An 18550-nucleotide genomic window follows, 5' to 3' on the forward strand; every position below is an offset into this window, starting at 1 on the left:
AGTGAGGGTCTTCCGGGTGATCGCGAGGTGTTCGAGGTGGGTCTCTGCCTCCCGCGAAGCACCGACGAAAGGTGCTTCGTCCCTGTGACGGAAGTCGCTGGTGGCGGGGCACCTTTCGTGGTTCGTCCGGACCTCCTGCCGGGGTCGCTGCTCGATCGCGGGAAGCGAGCGCTTTGCCCCCTCTTTGATCACGCCGGTGTGCCTAGGTGCATGATGTGCCTGGACATAGAGGGGACGCATGACGCAGACCGCGCCGCCGGGATGGGGGCTGCCACCGTCGGGGGCTCCTGGGAATCCGGGTGTGCCGCCGCAGGGGTTCATGCCCGTGCGGCCTCCGGACGGCGGGAACGCTGCGGTGTTCACCGTCGGGGCTGTGGCAATCGGGGCTGAGACCGTGATCGCCGCGCTGGTCGCCGTCCTGTACAGCTTGCAGTCCGAGTCCCACGGAGGCGAAGGCGGCCTGGGATGGCTGTTCGGCACCATATTCGCGCTCGTGCTGCTGGCAGTCATTTCGATGATCGCAGGGCTGGCCGGTTCGGCGATGGCGGTGCTTCCCCTAGTCCTCCTCGGGCGTGCGGTGGCCCGCCGTACGGGGCGGCGCGACAGCTGGCAGCTCACCCTGGCCACTGTGGCGGTCGTTGCCGCCGCCCTGGCGCTGCTCATCGGCTCCTGCATGCTCCTGGCCGGCTTCGGCGGCCCCGGCGACCTGCTCGTTTATCCCGTCCTTGCCCTCAGCCTCATCGTCGGGCTGGCACCCGCGACCCTGTGCGCCCGGGCGGCGGGGAACCCCGGAAAGCCCGGGGCCCGATGGCGGGTGCTCGGGGGCGTGGCGCTGGGCGGTCTGGGGCTGCTCGCGGTGACGCTTGCGGTCGGGGTCGCGGCGTACAGCTCGGGGATCCTCAAGATCTACGAACCGCCCCGGCTCACTGAAGCCGACATGGTCGGCACCTGGACGGACAGCGACGGCGGAAGCCTCCGCTTCGAGGCGGACGGCACGGTGACGGCGAAGGGCGTCAACGAGTACGAGGCCACGGGTGAGCAGTCCGGTGCCTCCAACTGCACCGGGAAGTGGCAGCTGACCGAGAACGACGGTGCCGGTCGGCCGTTCGAGCTCAGCATCGCGGACTGCGAGAGCCTGTCCTCCGGCTGGGGCATCGGCGGTACGGAGGAACACCCGACGGTCTTCACCTGGATCGGCGAGCCGGATTCGGGTGAGCGGTACATCCTTACGCGGCAGCGGTAAGCCATCCGGTGCTGAGGTCTCGGGCCTGGCCGGGTGTAGGTGTGCGGTCATGCCGCCCTCGATCCGTAGCCTCCACCACCACATGGGTCCCAGCCGACTGCCCCGAAGCTACGCCGTAAGCACCACGCAGTACGCCAGGAACGTGGGAAACGATCTCCACCAACGTGGGCTGGCCCTAGCTCTAGCAGCTCTATGACGATGACGGCGATGACCAGGCCCAGCACGTCCACGGCCAGTCCCCGCTTGCGGCCCGGCACCCTCTTCGCCGGGTCCCGGCCGGTCGTGGACGCGGGGACCCCGACGGCCGCGTGGACACTCTGGGTGTCCAGCACCACCAGGGTCGGGTTCTCTCATCGCCGGGCCCGTTCACGGACCTGGCAGCGCAGGAGTTCGTGGATGACCTGGTCGGTGCCGTCGTCCCGCCAGGCGGCGAAGTAGTAGTACGTCGCGCTCCTCTGCGGCAGGTCGTGCGGGAGGTAGGCCCACTGGCAGCCGGTCCGGCCCTGGTAGAGGATCGCGTTGACGATCTCGCGCATCTCGTAGGTGCCCTGATGGCCGCTGACCGAGCGGTCAAAGGCTCACGAACCGGCCTCTCAGGGCCCTGCATGCGTTACCTCACGCTAGGAGCGGCCCACGGCGACGGCTCGTGGCGCCAGCCCGAACGGGCATCACTCTGGGTCACGGTGGGCGTTCCGGTCCTCGCCCGCCGCCTCCTTCAGGACCGGGAAGCGGCGGGGTGCCAGGGTCAGCAGGACCAGGAGTGCCAGGGCCGCCGCCCCCGCCGCGCCGACGAAGACGTAGTCGACCGCCGCGTCGACCGCGCGGCGCAGGCCGTCCATCGCCCCTGCCGTCAGGGAGTCGGGGGCGTCCAGCGCGCGGGCCAGGGTGTCCAGGTCGCCGCCGCCCAGGCGGGCGGCCAGGACGCCGTTCGCCACCGCGCCGAACAGCGCCGCGCCCACGCTCTGGCCCACCTGGCGACAGAAGAGGACGGAGGCGGTGGTCGTGCCCCTCTCCTCGTACGGGACCGTCGACTGCACGCCCACGATCAGCGGCAGTTGGAAGAGGCCGAGGGCGGCGCCGAGCAGCAGCATGAGCAGGGCCGGCTGCCAGGGTTCGCCGGGGAACGGGAGGAACGGGAACGCCAGGAGGAGGACCAGGGCGAGTGAGATGCCGATGACGGCCGTCAGGCGGAAGCCGATCCGGCCGTAGATCCGGTTCGAGAACGCCGCGCTGATGGGCCAGCTCAGGGTCATCACCGAGAGCACGAAACCGGCCGCTATCGGCCCGAGGCCCAGGACGGACTGCGCGTACGTGGGCAGGAAGACGGTCGGCGCGACCATGAGCAGGCCCAGCGCGCCGAGGGCGAGGTTGACGGCGGATATCGTGCGGCGGCGCCAGACCCAGCCGGGGATGATCGGTTCGGCCGCGCGCCGTTCGATCGCCACCGTCGCCGCGCCGAGGGCCGCCGCTCCGGCCAGGAGGCCGAGGGACGGGGCGGACAGCCAGGGCCAGGCGACGCCGCCCTGGACCAGGGCGGTGAGGAGCAGCGCCCCGGTGGCGAAGATGGCGAGCGCGCCCGCCCAGTCGATCCGTACGCGCGCGCGTGGCGTGGTGCGGGCCGGTTCCTTCAGGTGCTTGACGATCAGCCACAGCGCCACCGCCCCCACCGGCAGGTTGATCAGGAAGATCCAGCGCCAGTCGGCGTAGCCCGCGAGGAGGCCGCCGGCCGCCGGGCCGGCGACTGAGGAGGCGGCCCAGACGGAGGAGAGCTTCGCCTGGATCTTGGGGCGTTCCTTCAGCGGGTACAGGTCGGCGGCGATCGTCTGGATCGTGCCCTGGAGCGCGCCGCCGCCGAGGCCCTGGACGACGCGGAAGGCGATGAGGGAGGCCATGTTCCAGGCGGCCGCGCACAGGAGCGAGCCGATGAGGAAGAGGACGACCCCGGCGATCAGGACCGGCTTGCGGCCGAAGGTGTCGCTGAGCTTCCCGTACACCGGCAGGGTGACGGTCACGGCGAGCAGATAGCCGGAGAACAGCCAGGAGAAGACGGCGAGTCCGCCGAGGTCGCCGACGATCTGCGGGACGGCGGTGGACACGATCGTGCCGTCGATGGCGGCGAGCCCCATGCCGAGCATCAGGGCGGCCACTACGGGGCCGCGGCGGGCGGGTGGGGTGTCCGGGGCCGCTGTCGCGGCCCCCGTCACGTACGGCTCCGTCACCGCGGCATTCCTTTCTTCGTACACCTAAATGAACGACGTCAGGGTGCCACCAGGACCAGGGATGGAGGAACCCCTAGGGGCAACTCCCCCATACGGGCCAGGGGCTGTTCGTCCCGGCGGAGGAGGAGAACCGGCCCTCGCGGTTCTTAACTTGAACTTACAAACCCACCCGCTCCACCCCTAGGAGAAGACCGTGACCACGGCTGTGAACATCCCCAGGCACGGGGGCGAAGAGGAAGGGGCGGCGCGAAGCGCCTCCGTGAGGGGTGGTGGTCGGGTGGAGGGAGGGAGTACGGCCGTCGCCGCGCGGGCGCGTCAGGTCGTCAAGGCGTACGGCTCCGGGGAGACCCGGGTCGTCGCGCTGGACTCCGTCGACGTCGACATCGCCCGCGGACAGTTCACCGCGATCATGGGACCCTCGGGTTCCGGCAAGTCGACCCTGATGCACTGCCTCGCCGGGCTCGACACCGTCACCAGCGGCGAGATCTTCCTCGACGAGACCGAGATCACCCGGCTCAAGGACAAGAAGCTCACGCAGCTGCGCCGGGACCGGATCGGCTTCATCTTCCAGGCGTTCAACCTGCTGCCGACCCTGAGCGCCATCGAGAACATCACGCTGCCGATGGACATCGCCGGCCGCAAGCCCGACGCCGAGTGGCTGCGCCGGGTCGTCGACACCGTCGGCCTCTCCGAGCGGCTCAAGCACCGGCCGAACGAGCTCTCCGGCGGCCAGCAGCAGCGCGTGGCCGTGGCCCGCGCGCTCGCCGCCCGGCCCGAGATCATCTTCGGGGACGAGCCGACCGGAAACCTGGACTCGCGGGCGGGTGCCGAGGTCCTCGGCTTCCTCCGCACCTCGGTCGACGAGCTGGGGCAGACGATCGTCATGGTCACGCACGACCCGGTCGCCGCCTCCTACGCGGACCGGGTCCTCTACCTCGCCGACGGGCGGATCGTGGACGAGATGCTCCGGCCGACCGCCGACGCCGTCCTCGACCGCATGAAGGACTTCGACGCGCGCGGGCGGACGTCATGAGCGTCCTGAAGACCTCGCTGCGCAACTTCTTCGCGCACAAGGGGCGCATGGCGCTCTCCGCCATCGCCGTCCTGCTCTCCGTCGCGTTCGTCAGCGGCACCCTCGTGTTCACCGACACGATGAACACGACGTTCGACAAGCTCTTCGCCTCGACCGCCTCCGACGTCACCGTCAGCCCCAAGGGCGCGGCGGTCGACGACGAGACCCCGCAGACCGGCCGCCCCGAGGCCTTCCCCGCCTCGCTCGTCGAGCAGGTCCGCAAGGTCGAGGGCGTCGAGGCCGCGCAGGGCGCGGTCATCTCGACCAGCGTCACCGTCGTCGACGCGAAGAACAAGAACGTCGGGCCCACCAGCGGCGCGCCGACCATCGCCGTCAACTGGAGCCCCAACGAGCTGCGTTCGGTGGAGATGGCGTCCGGCCATGAGCCGCGCGGCCCCACCGAGGTGGTCGTCGACGGCGACACCGCCGAGAAGCACGGCCTGAAGCTCGGCGACGAGCTGCGGACGATCTCCGTCGCGGGTGACTTCACCGCGAAGATCTCCGGCATCGTCGAGTTCAAGGTCACCAACCCCGGCGCCACCGTCGTCTACTTCGAGACGTCCACCGCACAGCGCGAACTCCTCGGCAAGGAAGGCCTGTTCACGCAGATCACGGCCGACGCCGCGCCCGGCGTCAGCGATGACACGCTGAAGCGGAGCATCGCCGCCTCCATCGGCGCGGACTACAAGCTGCAGACCGCCGCCGAGGCCGCCGACGCGGGCCGCGAGGACGTCGCCGGCTTCCTCGACGTCATGAAGTACGCGATGCTCGGCTTCGCCGGAATCGCCTTCCTCGTCGGCATCTTCCTCATCGTCAACACCTTCTCGATGCTGGTCGCCCAGCGGACCCGCGAGATCGGCCTCATGCGGGCCATCGGCTCCAGCCGCAAGCAGGTGAACCGTTCCGTCCTCATCGAGGCGCTGCTCCTCGGCCTCTTCGGCTCCGTCGCCGGAGTCGCCGCGGGTGTCGGGCTCGCCGTCGGACTGATGAAGCTCATGTCGTCGATCGGCATGGAGCTCTCCACCGACGACCTCACCGTCAGGTGGACGACCCCGGCCGTCGGCCTCGTCCTCGGCATCGTCGTCACCGTCCTCGCCGCCTACATCCCGGCCCGCCGCGCCGGGAAGGTCTCCCCGATGGCCGCGCTCCGCGACGCGGGCACCCCCGCCGACGGCAGGGCCGGCCGGATCCGCGGCGGCATCGGTCTCGGCCTCACCGCCGCCGGAGCGGCCGCGCTCGTGGCGGCGTCCCGCGCGGAGGAGGCCGCGCCCGGCTCGCTCTGGCTCGGACTCGGCGTCCTCCTCTCCCTCCTTGGCTTCGTCGTCGTCGGCCCGCTCCTCGCGGGCGGAGTCGTCCGCGCCCTGGGCGTCGTCGTGCTGCGGATGTTCGGCCCGGTCGGCCGGATGGCAGAGCGGAACGCGCTCCGCAACCCGCGCCGCACCGGCGCTACCGCCGCGGCCCTGATGATCGGCCTCGCGCTCGTCGCCGCACTGTCGGTCGTCGGCTCCTCGATGGTCGCCTCGGCCACCGACGAGCTGGACCGGTCCGTCGGCGCCGACTTCATCGTGCAGTCCGGCACCGGGCAGCCGATCGTCCCGCAGGCCCAGGCCGCCCTGGAGAAGGCCCCGGGCCTGGACCACGTCACCGAGTACCGGTGGGTCGACGCCACCGTCACCGACCCCGCCGGGAAGACCACGAAGGCCGACCTGGCCGCCACCGAGCCGTCGTACGTGGGGGACCTGCGTCGGGAGACCACCGCCGGCACCCTCACCGACGCGTACGGCAAGGGCGCGATGTCGGTCGGCAGCGACTACGCGACCGAGCACGGGGTGAAGGTCGGCGATGTCCTGACCGTCGCCTTCAAGGGCGGCGAGAAGGCGAAGCTGAAGGTCGCGGCGATCACCGCGGACACGGGGCAGGTCGACAAGGGGGCGATGTACACCAACGTCACCACCGTCGCCGAGTACGTCCCCGCCGACCGCATGCCGCAGAGCCTGCTGCTGCTCGCCAGCGCGAAGGACGGCCAGGAGACCGAGGCCTACCAGGCCCTCAAGGACGCGCTCGTGCCGTACCCGCAGTACAAGGTGAGCAACCAGGCCGACTACAAGGAACAGCTGCAGGACCAGGTCGGACAGCTGCTCAACATCGTGTACGGGCTCCTCGCCCTGGCGATCGTCGTCGCGATCCTTGGCGTCGTGAACACCCTGGCCCTGTCGGTCGTCGAGCGGACCCGGGAGATCGGCCTCATGCGGGCCATCGGCCTCTCGCGCCGCCAGCTGCGCCGCATGATCCGCCTGGAGTCGGTGGTGATCGCCCTGTTCGGCGCGCTGCTCGGCCTCGGCCTGGGCATGGGCTGGGGCACGGCCGCGCAGAAGCTCCTTGCGCTGGAGGGACTCGGGGTCCTGGAGATCCCGTGGCCGACGATCCTGACGGTCTTCGTCGGCTCGGCGTTCGTGGGGCTCTTCGCGGCGCTGGTCCCGGCGTTCCGGGCGGGCCGGATGAACGTCCTGAACGCGATCGCGAGCGAGTAGCGCGGTCGCGGGACGGAACGGGGGAAACGGGGGAGTACGGCCCCGGTGCGCACATGCACCGGGGCCGTACTGCTGCGCGGTCGGTCAGACCGTCAGCACCGGCACGTCGTACAGCGGGATGTGCTTGTCCCGCGTGACGAGTGTGAGTCCCTCGGTCTGCGCCTGGGCGATCAGTATCCGGTCGAAGGGGTCACGGTGGTGCGGCGGGAGAGCGCCCGCGCGGACGCCGTGCTCCGCGTTGATCGGCAGGGCCAGGAACTGGGTGTCCCTGGCCCGCTCCGCCACGTCGGTGGGGGCGTCGAGCTTACCGGTGGCCTGCTTGACGGAGAGCTCCCACGGAGTGACGGCGCTCATGTACACCCAGCGCTCCCTGGCCAGGAGTTCGCGGGTTTCGTCCGGAAGGTCGCCGTTGAGCCACCAGAGGACGACGTGCGTGTCGAGCAGAAGCCTCACTCGTCGGCTCCGAACGCCTCGTCGAAGCCTTCGGGAAGGTCGTCGAAGTCGTCGGCCACGGTGATGCGCCCCCGCAGGGAGCCGTAGTCGGTGCGGTGGACCTTCCCGGCCAGGGGGATCACCTTCGCGACAGGTTCCCCGGACTTGCTGATGATCACCTCCTCGCCGGTCGCGACCGCCTCCAGGATCTTGGAGAAGTGGGTCTTCGCCTCGTGGACGTTGTACTGCCGGGCTGCTTCCATCGCGGCCTCTCACAGCTAGGTGGAGCAAAGATGGACTAAGTACTGGACTAATCGTAGTGCTATGAGCCGACGGGCTGCCAGCTCCATCACCCTCCCGAGTGGCCCCGCTCCTTCGGGCGAGTGACGGTGGCACGTCGTAGGCTGGGGGACGACCGGGCCGTACGCGTCCGGTACCACCCCGGCCCGTGACACGTGTCGGGCTGTTCGCGTTGCCCGCCCCCGTCACCCACCGGGATGGAAAAGCTTCATGAGCCTGCACGGTCTGCTCGATGTCGTCGTCAAGGACGCGGCCCTCGCCGAGGCGGTGAAGGCCGCCGCCGACGGGAACCGCCCGCACGTCGACCTGGTCGGGCCCGCGGCCGCCCGGCCCTTCGCCGTCGCCGCGCTCGCCCGGGACTCGGGGCGGCCGGTGCTCGCGGTGACCGCGACCGGCCGGGAGGCCGAAGACCTCGCCGCCGCGTTGCGGTCCCTGCTCGACCCGGACACCGTCGTCGAGTACCCCTCCTGGGAGACCCTGCCCCACGAGCGGCTCTCGCCCCGGTCGGACACGGTGGGCCGCCGTCTCGCCGTGCTCCGTCGCCTCGCCCATCCGAGGGACGACGACCCGGCCGCCGGGCCCGTCAGCGTCGTCGTCGCGCCCATTCGTTCCGTGCTCCAGCCGCAGGTCAAGGGCCTCGGCGACCTGGAGCCCGTCGCGCTGCGGTCCGGCCGGACCGCTGATCTGAACGAGATCGTGGAGGGGCTCGCGGCCGCCGCGTACTCGCGCGTCGAGCTCGTCGAGAAGCGCGGCGAGTTCGCCGTACGCGGCGGCATCCTCGACGTCTTCCCGCCGACCGAGGAACACCCGCTCCGGATCGAGTTCTGGGGCGACGACGTCGAGGAGATCCGGTACTTCAAGGTCGCCGACCAGCGGTCCCTCGAAGTGGCCGAGCACGGGCTCTGGGCGCCGCCCTGCCGTGAGCTGCTGCTCACCGAGGACGTACGGGAGCGGGCGCGGGCGCTCGCCGAGGCGCATCCCGAGCTGGGCGAGCTGCTCAACAAGATCGCCGAGGGCATCGCCGTCGAGGGCATGGAGTCCCTCGCCCCCGTCCTCGTCGACGACATGGAGCTCCTCCTCGACGTGCTGCCGAAGGGCGCCATGGCCGTCGTCTGCGACCCGGAGCGGGTCAGGACCCGGGCGTCGGACCTGGTGGCGACCTCCCAGGAGTTCCTCCAGGCCTCCTGGGCGGCCACCGCCGGCGGCGGCGAGGCCCCGATCGACGTCGGCGCGGCCTCGCTGTGGGGGATCGCGGACGTCCGGGACCGGGCCCGCGAGCTGGGGATGTCCTGGTGGTCGGTGTCGCCGTTCGCGGCGGACGTGACGACGGACGGTGCCGACGGGGACACCCTCACGCTCGGCATGCACGCCCCCGAGTCCTACCGCGGCGACACCGCCCGTGCCCTCGCCGACACCAAGGGCTGGCTGGCCGACGGCTGGCGCACGGTCTACGTCACGGAGGCCCACGGCCCCGCGACCCGTACGGTCGAGGTCCTCGGCGGCGAGGGCATCGCCGCCCGCCTGGACGCGGACCTGGCCGAGATCTCCCCGTCGGTCGTGCACGTGGCGACCGGCTCCATCGACTACGGCTTCGTCGACGCGGCCCTCAAGCTCGCCGTCCTCACCGAGACCGACCTGTCCGGCCAGAAGGCGGCCGGCAAGGACGGCCAGCGGATGCCGGCCAAGCGCCGCAAGACCATCGACCCGCTGACCCTGGAGGTCGGCGACTACATCGTGCACGAGCAGCACGGTGTCGGCCGGTACGTGGAGATGGTCCAGCGGACCGTGCAGGGCGCGACCCGCGAGTACCTCCTCGTCGAGTACGCCCCCGCCAAGCGCGGCCAGCCCGGCGACCGGCTGTACATCCCGACCGACCAGCTGGAGCAGGTCACCAAGTACGTGGGCGGCGAGGCGCCGACCCTGCACCGGCTCGGCGGCGCGGACTGGACGAAGACGAAGGCGCGCGCGAAGAAGGCCGTCAAGGAGATCGCGGCCGACCTCATCAAGCTGTACTCGGCGCGCATGGCGGCCCCCGGGCACGCCTTCGGCTCCGACACCCCGTGGCAGCGCGAGCTGGAGGACGCCTTCCCGTACGCGGAGACGCCCGACCAGCTGTCCACCATCGCCGAGGTGAAGGAGGACATGGAGAAGACCGTCCCCATGGACCGTCTGATCTGCGGCGACGTGGGCTACGGCAAGACGGAGATCGCGGTACGCGCGGCCTTCAAGGCCGTCCAGGACGGCAAGCAGGTCGCCGTCCTCGTCCCGACGACGCTCCTCGTCCAGCAGCACTTCGGCACGTTCAGCGAGCGGTACTCCCAGTTCCCGGTGAAGGTGCGGGCGCTGTCCCGCTTCCAGACCGACACGGAGGCGAAGGCGACCCTGGAGGGCATGCGGGAGGGCTCGGTCGACGTCGTCATCGGCACCCACCGCCTCTTCGCCTCCGAGACCAAGTTCAAGGACCTGGGCCTGGTCATCGTCGACGAGGAGCAGCGCTTCGGCGTCGAGCACAAGGAGCAGCTGAAGAAGCTCCGCGCCAACGTCGACGTGCTGACCATGTCGGCCACCCCCATTCCCCGTACGCTCGAAATGGCGGTCACCGGCATCCGCGAGATGTCGACGATCACCACCCCGCCGGAGGAGCGCCACCCGGTCCTCACCTTCGTCGGCCCGTACGAGGAGAAGCAGATCGGCGCCGCGATCCGGCGTGAACTCCTGCGCGAGGGCCAGGTCTTCTACATCCACAACCGGGTCGACTCGATCGACCGGGCGGCGGCACGGCTGCGCGAGATCGTCCCCGAGGCGCGGATCGCGACCGCCCACGGCCAGATGTCCGAATCGGCCCTGGAACAGGTCGTCGTCGACTTCTGGGAGAAGAAGTTCGACGTCCTCGTCTCGACGACGATCGTCGAGTCCGGCATCGACATCTCCAACGCCAACACCCTGATCGTCGAGCGCGGCGACAACTTCGGCCTGAGCCAGCTGCACCAGCTGCGCGGTCGCGTCGGGCGTGGCCGCGAGCGGGGTTACGCGTACTTCCTGTACCCGCCGGAGAAGCCGCTCACGGAGACCGCGCACGAGCGGCTCGCGACGATCGCCCAGCACACCGAGATGGGGGCGGGCATGTACGTGGCCATGAAGGACCTGGAGATCCGCGGCGCGGGCAACCTGCTCGGCGGCGAGCAGTCCGGTCACATCGCGGGCGTCGGCTTCGACCTGTACGTACGGATGGTCGGCGAGGCGGTCGCGGACTACCGGGCGCAGATGGAGGGCGGGGTGGAGGAGGAGGCCCCGCTGGAGGTCAAGATCGAGCTGCCGGTCGACGCCCACATGCCGCACGACTACGCACCGGGCGAGCGGCTCCGGCTCCAGGCCTACCGCTCGATCGCCTCGGCGAACTCGGAGGAGGACATCAGGGCAGTCCGAGAGGAACTCACCGACCGCTACGGCAAGTTGCCGGAGCCGGTCGAGAACCTCCTGCTCGTGGCGGGCCTGCGGATGCTGGCGCGTGCGTGCGGGGTCGGTGAGATCGTGCTCCAGGGACCGAACATCCGTTTCGCGCCGGTGGAGTTGAGGGAGTCGCAGGAGCTGCGCCTGAAGCGCCTGTACCCGCGCACGGTCATCAAGCCGGCCGTCCACCAGATCCTGGTGCCGCGCCCGACGGCGGGCAAGATCGGCGGCAAGCCGGTGGTGGGTCGTGAACTGCTCGCGTGGACCGGGGAGTTCCTGACGACGATCCTCGGATCGTAGGCGTGTGATCACCCCCCGTCCGGCAGGATGTCCCCATGCCGGACGGGGGACGAGGGGGCTGGATGCTGCGAGGGTGGCTGCTGGGGGCGGGCCTGCTCGCCCTGGGGGCGGCGGGCGTCCTGTGGGCGCTGGACGGCGAGGACGCCGCGGGCCCGATGGAGCTGTCCGAGCGGACGGACCTGATCGCGATGGTCTGCGCGGTGGTGGGCGGGGTCGCGGTGCTCGCGACGTTGTGGCGGCGGCCGGAGGACGCGGACGCGGAGGCGGTCGCCCGGCTGGCCCGGGAGGTGAAGGCGATCGGCGAGCCCCAGTGGACCAGTTCCCTGGGCGGTGACCTCAAGGCCATCGACGTCACCTTCGCCTTCCGCCCGTACGCCGGTGCCCGTGCGGCCGCGCTCCCGGCGACACCTGCGGGGCGGCTCGAACGGGTCGTGGAGGACTACCGCGACCTGCGGCCCCGGCGGATGGTGATCACGGGGGAGCCGGGGGCCGGGAAGACGGTCCTGGCGCGCAAGTTCGTGATGAAGCTGATCGAGGTGCGGGCCGAGCACGAACCGGTGCCGGTGCTGATCTCCCTGGCCGACTGGGACGCGGGCGAGCCCTTCCGCGACTGGCTGACCCGGCACATCCAACGCGACTACGGCCTGCCGCCCGTGTCCGCCCGCCGGGTCGTCGCCGCCCGCATGGTCCTGCCGGTCCTGGACGGCCTGGACGAGATGGACGCGACGGGGACCGCCCCCGAGGGCTCCCGGGCGGCCCGTGCCCTGGACGCCCTGAGCGGCTATCAGGACGGCACCGACCCGGCGCCGCTGGTCCTCACCTGCCGGTCGCGGGAGTACGACGCGCTGGAGGCGGCGGGCAGTCACATCCTGGACGCGGCCCGCCTGGAGATCGCCTCGGTGACCCCGGCGCAGGCGGTGGACTTCCTGGCCCGGCGTGACGCGGCCCGTCGCCCGGCGCTGTGGGATCCGGTCCTCGACGAGCTGCGGACCGCGCCGGGGGGCGTCCTCTCCCGCGCGCTCTCCACGCCGTGGCGGCTGACGCTGGTGGCGATCGTCTACGACCGTGCGGGCGACCCCGGGGAGCTGCTGGTCCCCGCGACCCCGGACGCCGTGGCGGAGCTGTTGCTCGGCCGCTATGTGAAGGCGGCGGTGGAGAGGGCCCCGCACGCCCCCGGGCGGTTCCGGCCCGAGGACGTCCACCGCTGGCTGAGTGCGCTGGCGACGCACATGGACGGAGCGACGGACCTGCCGCTGTGGGACTTCGGCGGGCGGTTCGCGGGCAGGTGGCCGCGGGCCGTGGCGCTCGGAACGATGGCACTGGCGAGTGGGGCAGCCGCGATGGTCGGGGTGGCCCCGGTGTTCGGCCGGGGGTGGGCGGCCGCGGCAGGGCTCGCCGTGACGGTCGTCTGCCTGTTCTCGTCCGTGGTCATGAACGGGGACGATGCCCAGCAGGTGTGGCACATGCCGAGGATCGGGAGTCCGCTGTGGCGCGTGGGCCTGCGACGTGCGTGGCAGCCGGGACGACATCGCCTCTTGATGCTGCTCGGGATCGGTTCGTACCTGGTGCTGGCGGTGCTCGCCGCCACCGCCCTGGTGTGGGAGAACGCGGAGGACTGGCTGTTCCTCCTCGTCATTCTCTCGCTGGCCTCGATCCTCTACCTGAACCAGATGACCGCGCGTCTGGACGTCGCCACGGTGGGCCCGCCGGGCTGGGTCAGGGGTGGGGTCTACTTCTGGTCCGCGCTCCTCGTCGCGCAGGCCGCGGTCTCCTGGATGGCGAGGATGGACGATCGCCAGCTGCTGGACGCGGGCCTGGCGCTCGTGCTGCCCGTGACCGCTTCCTTCGGGGGTTGGGCGGTGGTCGAGTACGCCGTCGTCGTCCTCCTCCGCCGTGACATCCCGTTCCGCCTCGCCCGCTTCCTCGACTGGTCCGTCTCCGCCGGGCTCATGCGGACCTCCGGTGTCGCCTATCAGTTCCGGCACCGGGAGTTCCAGGAGTGGCTGCTGCGGCACCCCGTGCCGTAGTACGGGACGGGGTGCCGCGGCGGCTACAGCTCGTCCAGGTCCAGCGCCTCGGCCATCGCGCGGTAGCCCGCGTCGTTCGGGTGGAGGCCGTCGCCCGAGTCGTAGGCGGGGAGGATGCGGTCCGGGTCCGTCGGGTCCGCGACCGCGCGGTCGAGGTCGACGAGCGCGTCGTACGCGCCCGAGGTGCGGGCCCAGTCGTTGAAGGCGTCCCGCTTGGCCTCGTTGGCCGGGGTGTCGTAGAAGGAGCCCTTGACCGGGGTGAGGGTCGAGCCGATCACCTTCAGGCCCTTGGCGTGGGCCTGGCGGATCAGGGTGCGGTGGCCCTTGATCAGTTCGGTCACGGAGACGTCGGGGGTGGGCGCGGCGGGGAAGGTCACCGTGCTGCCGCCGATGTCGTTGATGCCTTCGAAGAGGATGACCGTACGGACGCCCCGCTCGTTCAGGACGTCCTCGCGGAAGCGGGTCAGGGCCTTCTCGCCGGCCCAGGTCGTGTCGTTGACGACCTGGTTGCCCGCGATCCCGTGGTTGAGGACCGCGCGCGGGCTGCCCGCCGCGGCGAGGCGCTCGGCGAGCTCGTCCGGATAGCGGTTGTCCGCATCCGTCGCGGAGCCCACGCCGTCGGTGATCGAGTCGCCGAAGGCGACGATGCCGTCGCGTCGGGCGGAGTCGCGGCCGCCGGTCACCTCGACGCCCGACAGGAAGTACCAGGACGTGCCGGTCTCCGTGAAGGCCGAGCCGGACACGTCCGCGCGGTGGTCGCCGGCGGCCCGGTAGCTGGTGGCGCCCGCGAACTGGTGGAAGGTGGCCGGGCCGGTCTCGCCCGCCAGGTAGAGGGTGACGGTCAGCGACTCGAAGGCCTCGACCGGGAACGGCGTACCGTCGCTGAGGAGGGTGCCGCCGACCGGGATCGTCGTGGACGAGCGGCCGTCGAAGCGCAGGGTGCGGACCGAACCCGCGCGCACCGCACCGCCCTCGGCCGTACGGGCGACGGTCGCGCCGGTGACGCGCAGCGGGGTGGTGCCGTAACGGTTGCTCAGCTCGATCCGGGCCCGCGTGCCGGCGGCGGTGACGCGGACGACCTGCCGCACGGTGTGGTTGTCGAAGCCCTGCTGCGACCAGTTGGGGGCGAGGGGCGCGCTGGGCGCCTGCGGGGACGCGGCCCAGGCGCCGCGCCAGGGCGATCCGGATCCCGCGTGGTCGGGGGTGGCGAGGGCGGTGGGGGCTAAGGCGAGGGTCGCCGTGGTGAGTACGGCTATCGCGGTACGACGGAGGGTGTGTGTGGCACTCATGTCCTCCGTCAATTGCTGACTGACGCGGGCTATTCCCCTCGCTCGGCATCTCCCGGCGGGAGTTGGGCCGTGAAGAGCAGGCCGGTGAGCTCGCGGAAGTACTCCTCGGGGTCCCGGTCGCCCACCGCACCGGTCACGTTGTGCGTCAGGAGCAGCGTCGCGAAACCGTGGGCGAGCGACCAGGCCGCGATGCCCGCCGCCCGGGCGTCCGGGACGTCCGTCAGGCCGGCGACGCCCGCGCGGAGTTCGGCGGAGGCGCGTTCCTTGGCGGCGAGGAGGTCCGGGTCGTCGGCGCGGAGCAGTTCCGGCTGGAACATGACCTGGAAGTGGGCGGGGTGGGCCGTCGCGAACCGTACGTAGCCGACCCCGCGTTCGCGCAGCTCGGGCGTTCCGGCGAGGGCCACGGCCAGGAGGTCGTACCCCTCGGTGGCGATCGCGGTGAGGAGTCCGGTGCGGTCCTTGAAGTGGTGGGCGGGTGCGGCGTGCGAGACGCCCGCGCGGCGCGCGAGGTCACGCAGGCTCAGCGCCCCGGGGCCCTCGGCGGTGATCACGTCGAGGGCGGCGTCGAGGACGGACTGCCGCAGGTCGCCGTGGTGGTAGGTGTTCCGGTTCCGGCTCGTCATGGCGGCAGCCTAGCCCTCATCTAGTCATTGACAAGTTCACGGGCGCGGGCACATCATCTTGTCAGTGACAAGATGATGTGGTCGACAAGGCGGTCGAAGATGAGGGAGCACGCCGTGGAACCCGGACGCGTACGTCAGATGTGGCACCTGCTCGAACCCCTGCACGCCCTGCTCTACTACGCCCCCGAGGCCTTCGACGAGGCCGCCGCCCTCGGCTACGACACCGGCGAGCGCTGGCCCTCCTACTTCGCCTGGCGGGCCGCGCCGCTCGGCGCGCCCGGCCCGGCCCTGGTGACCTCGGTGTTCTACAGCTTCAGCCCCGGGATGGTCGCCCGGTACGTCCCGGGCGAGGCGGCACCGAACCCGCCCGCGCAGCCCGCCGCCGTGCTCGCCGCCCGGCTCCGGGCCGTCGACCGCACCTACCGGGCCGTCCTCGGCGAGGACACGGTCAAGAGTCCTGAGCTCGCCGAGGCCGCCGCCCTCGCCCGGCGTGCCGCCGAGGCGGCTGGGGCGGAGGGGACGGCAGGGGCGGCAGGGGCGGAGCAGCGCCCGCTCGCCGCCGCCAACGCCGCCCTGCCCTGGCCCGAGGCCCCGCACCTGGTCCTCTGGCAGGCCGCGACGATCCTGCGCGAGCACCGGGGCGACGGACACATCGGCGCCCTCGTCGACGCGGGGCTCGACCCGGTCGAGTCGCTCGTCTCCTTCGCGGCGGTCGGCGCCGCGCCCGAGCGGGTCTTCGAGAGCCGGGGCTGGAGCGGCGAGGAGTGGGCGGCGGCGCGCGCCCGCCTCGCCGCCCGTGGGCTGGTGGACGCGGACGGGTTCGCCACCGAGGCCGGCCGCGCCCTGCGCGCCGAGGTCGAGCGGCGTACGGACGAACTCGCCGCCGCCCCCTGGACCGCCCTCGGCCCGGACGGCACGGCCCGCCTCGCGGAACTGCTCGGCGGGCCCTGGCTCGCCGCGATCGGCTCCGGCCTGCTGCCCTCCGAGAACACGCTGGGCATCGGCAAGGTGTGAGCGGGGGCGGTCAGGTGCCGGGGAACGCGAAGGGGCCCGGGTGTCGCACGTGCGACACCCGGGCCCCTTCCCCCGTCTGATCTGAAGCGCGTCAGAAGCGCATCAGAAGCGCATCAGAAGCCCTTCAGAAGAGCATCAGAAGAGCATCTCCCCGGCGGGGAAGCTCGAACCGACCTTCACGCGCGGGGCGTAGCCGCCGGCGCCGTCGCCCTTGTAGAAGTAGAGGTCTCCCGCGGACTCACGGCCGATCAGATCGGCCTTCCCGTCGCCGTTCAGGTCGCCGGGGGCGGCGAGCTCGTCGTAGACCTGCCAGCCGTGGCCGATCGCCCTGCGCTCGGCGAGGGTTCCGTCGCCCTTCCCCTCCTGGAGCCAGAGGTTGCCGGCCTCGTCGATGGCGAGGAGGTCGGCCGTGCCGGGCGCGTTCACCGTATCGGCGAAGTCCGTGGCGACCACGGACCGGTAGCCGGCCCAGTCGCCGCTGGTGTCCAGGATCTGTGTGCGCGGGGCGTAGCTGTTCTCCCCGGTTCCCTTGTGGAGCCAGAGCTTGTCCGCGACGCGGGTGATCAGGTCGGCGGTGCCGTCACCGTCGAAGTCGCCGGGGGCGAGGAGCGCGTCGTCGGTCAGGAAGCCGGTGCCGGCCTGGTGGCGGGTGCCGCCGGAGTACGTACCGTCCACCGGGCTGAGCGGGTAGTGCCACAGGACGCCGGCCGTGTCGATGGCGGCAAGGGTCGTTCCCTGCCGGGCGACCTCCTTCATCATGCCCCAGCCGAAGCCGACCTTGCACGGCTTGGCGAGGGAGGCGGTGTCACCGGTGGCGCGGCCCTCGTAGCGGTAGAGCCCGCCGGCCGCGTCACGCCGGTACACGGCGCCGGGGGTGGCCTCGTGGGCGCCGCAGTCCTTCCAATAGGCCGCTCCGCGGAGCGGCAGGTGGTCGGAGATCCACTTGCCGGTGGTCGTCTTCGGCTCGGCGGGTACGTCACCGACCACGCCGCGGAAGAACTGGGCGCTGAAGAAGGTGTAGTCGAGCTTCTGCACACGGGTCTGGTGTGTCGACTCGTACATCGTCAGCTCGCCCACCCGGCACCGCGTCAGGCCGGGGGTCTGGCAGTTGCCGTACGGGCTGATGTCGTCGAAGTCGGTCTCGTCGGCCTCGATGAACGTGCCGTACGCGCCGTCGCCGGTGGCCGGCTCGTAGAAGCGGTTGAGGACGTCTCCCCAGGGCGAGGAGTTGAAGTCGCCGCTGAGGATGACGGGGATGCCCGCCTGCTCCCACTCCTTGGACTTGCTGACCAGGGCGTCGGCCTCCCTGGTCATCACCTGGTGCCGCGCCAGCTTGTCCTTGTACGCGGCGATCTCCGCGGCGGTGGCGTCCGGGCCGGGGTCGGTGGGGACGTTCGGGGCGCCCCACCACAGGTGTACGGAGCAGGCCCAGGTCAGGCGGTTCTGCACCCAGGACTTGATGCAGGGGGACTTGATGTCCTCGCCGTTGGCGCCCGGAACGGTCTGCTGGATCGCGGCCTTCGTGTCCAGGGTGAGGTTCGTGGACTCGACGAAGGAGCCTCGGACGAACACGGCCATGCCGTAGCTGCGGGGGGTGCCGCTCCCGGACGAGTCGACGCAGAGCGGCCGGCCGGCCGAGTTGTAGAGGCTCGCGGCCGGGACGGTCTCGACGAAGCGACCGGTGTAGCCGCGGGGCTTGAGGCTCGCGTCCATGCGGTTGAACTGGTAGCTGCAGATCTCGACGAGGAAGATGTAGTCGGCGTTCCAGACGCCGCCCGCCGTCTCGTCGACGATCGTCTTGTGGCGGGCGTCGTCCTCCTCCCGCGTGGCGTTGCATCCCTCGGTGCCACTGCTGCCACAGATGTTGTACGTGAACGTCCTGATGGGCGGGGCGGTCGCGTAGGACACCGTGTCCGCCAGCGCCTGAGGTGCGGACACCATCGTCGCCGCGCATATGAAGGCCAAGGTGGCCAAAAGGGCCCTGACCGGTCCGAATCTTCGCAAGTGAACCCCTCCTGATGGAGCGTTATGGAAGGGGTGAACGTTAGTC

At 71.4% G+C, this 18550-nt stretch carries 12 protein-coding genes and 1 pseudogene; 6 read left to right on the plus strand and 7 right to left on the minus strand.

Annotated elements, in window-relative coordinates:
• Positions 1-373: 373 nt before the first annotated feature.
• Complete coding sequence (locus N5875_RS23235; protein ID WP_338495682.1) at positions 374-1243, plus strand: hypothetical protein; 870 nt, start codon at positions 374-376, stop codon at positions 1241-1243.
• Positions 1244-1434: 191 nt separating this feature from the next.
• Here N5875_RS23235 and N5875_RS23240 read toward each other — a convergent pair.
• Together N5875_RS23240 and N5875_RS23245 are read right to left on the minus strand one after the other, a co-directional pair.
• Positions 1435-1812 (minus strand): annotated as a pseudogene (locus N5875_RS23240) (transposase); the annotation flags it as partial.
• A gap of 99 nt (positions 1813-1911) precedes the next feature.
• Positions 1912-3462, minus strand: coding sequence for an MFS transporter (locus tag N5875_RS23245; protein ID WP_338495684.1), 1551 nt, complete (start codon positions 3460-3462; stop codon positions 1912-1914).
• 277 nt (positions 3463-3739) lie between these two features.
• Here N5875_RS23245 and N5875_RS23250 point away from each other — a divergent pair, with 277 nt between their 5' ends.
• Positions 3740-4495, plus strand: coding sequence for an ABC transporter ATP-binding protein (locus N5875_RS23250; protein WP_318210913.1), 756 nt, complete (start codon positions 3740-3742; stop codon positions 4493-4495).
• Positions 4492-7065, plus strand: a complete 2574-nt coding sequence (locus N5875_RS23255) for an FtsX-like permease family protein (RefSeq protein ID WP_338495685.1) — start codon at positions 4492-4494, stop codon at positions 7063-7065. Before N5875_RS23250 ends, N5875_RS23255 begins: the two co-directional genes overlap by 4 nt.
• An 84-nt stretch (positions 7066-7149) precedes the next feature.
• On the opposite strand, the gene N5875_RS23260 is transcribed toward N5875_RS23255, so the two are convergent.
• Entirely contained in the window at positions 7150-7518 is a 369-nt protein-coding gene (locus N5875_RS23260) for a type II toxin-antitoxin system VapC family toxin (protein WP_318210915.1), read from the minus strand.
• Positions 7515-7760, minus strand: a complete 246-nt coding sequence (locus N5875_RS23265) for a type II toxin-antitoxin system Phd/YefM family antitoxin (protein ID WP_318210916.1) — start codon at positions 7758-7760, stop codon at positions 7515-7517. Before N5875_RS23265 ends, N5875_RS23260 begins: the two co-directional genes overlap by 4 nt.
• A gap of 247 nt (positions 7761-8007) precedes the next feature.
• On the opposite strand from N5875_RS23265, the gene mfd reads away from it, so the two are divergent.
• Positions 8008-11547 carry a transcription-repair coupling factor gene (mfd, locus tag N5875_RS23270; RefSeq protein WP_318210917.1) on the plus strand — a complete coding sequence of 1180 codons (3540 nt, stop codon included), beginning with the start codon at positions 8008-8010 and terminating at the stop codon, positions 11545-11547.
• A 62-nt stretch (positions 11548-11609) separates the two neighbouring features.
• Entirely contained in the window at positions 11610-13574 is a 1965-nt protein-coding gene (locus N5875_RS23275) for an NACHT domain-containing protein (RefSeq protein WP_338495687.1), read from the plus strand.
• 23 nt (positions 13575-13597) lie between these two features.
• On the opposite strand, the gene N5875_RS23280 is transcribed toward N5875_RS23275, so the two are convergent.
• Positions 13598-14863, minus strand: a complete 1266-nt coding sequence (locus N5875_RS23280) for an SGNH/GDSL hydrolase family protein (RefSeq protein ID WP_338495689.1) — start codon at positions 14861-14863, stop codon at positions 13598-13600.
• Positions 14864-14892: 29 nt separating this feature from the next.
• On the minus strand, positions 14893-15486 hold the full coding sequence (locus N5875_RS23285) for a TetR/AcrR family transcriptional regulator (protein ID WP_338495691.1): 594 nt from the start codon (positions 15484-15486) through the stop codon (positions 14893-14895).
• Between the two features lie 99 nt (positions 15487-15585).
• Between N5875_RS23285 and N5875_RS23290 the strand changes: the two genes are divergently transcribed.
• Entirely contained in the window at positions 15586-16500 is a 915-nt protein-coding gene (locus N5875_RS23290; RefSeq protein ID WP_338495693.1) for a hypothetical protein, read from the plus strand.
• Between the two features lie 135 nt (positions 16501-16635).
• Here N5875_RS23290 and N5875_RS23295 read toward each other — a convergent pair whose 3' ends face one another.
• Entirely contained in the window at positions 16636-18441 is a 1806-nt protein-coding gene (locus N5875_RS23295; RefSeq protein ID WP_318210922.1) for a VCBS repeat-containing protein, read from the minus strand.
• Positions 18442-18550: the final 109 nt, after the last annotated feature.

Origin of the sequence: Streptomyces sp. SJL17-4 (genome assembly GCF_036826855.1) — a bacterium.
Taxonomy (GTDB): domain Bacteria; phylum Actinomycetota; class Actinomycetes; order Streptomycetales; family Streptomycetaceae; genus Streptomyces.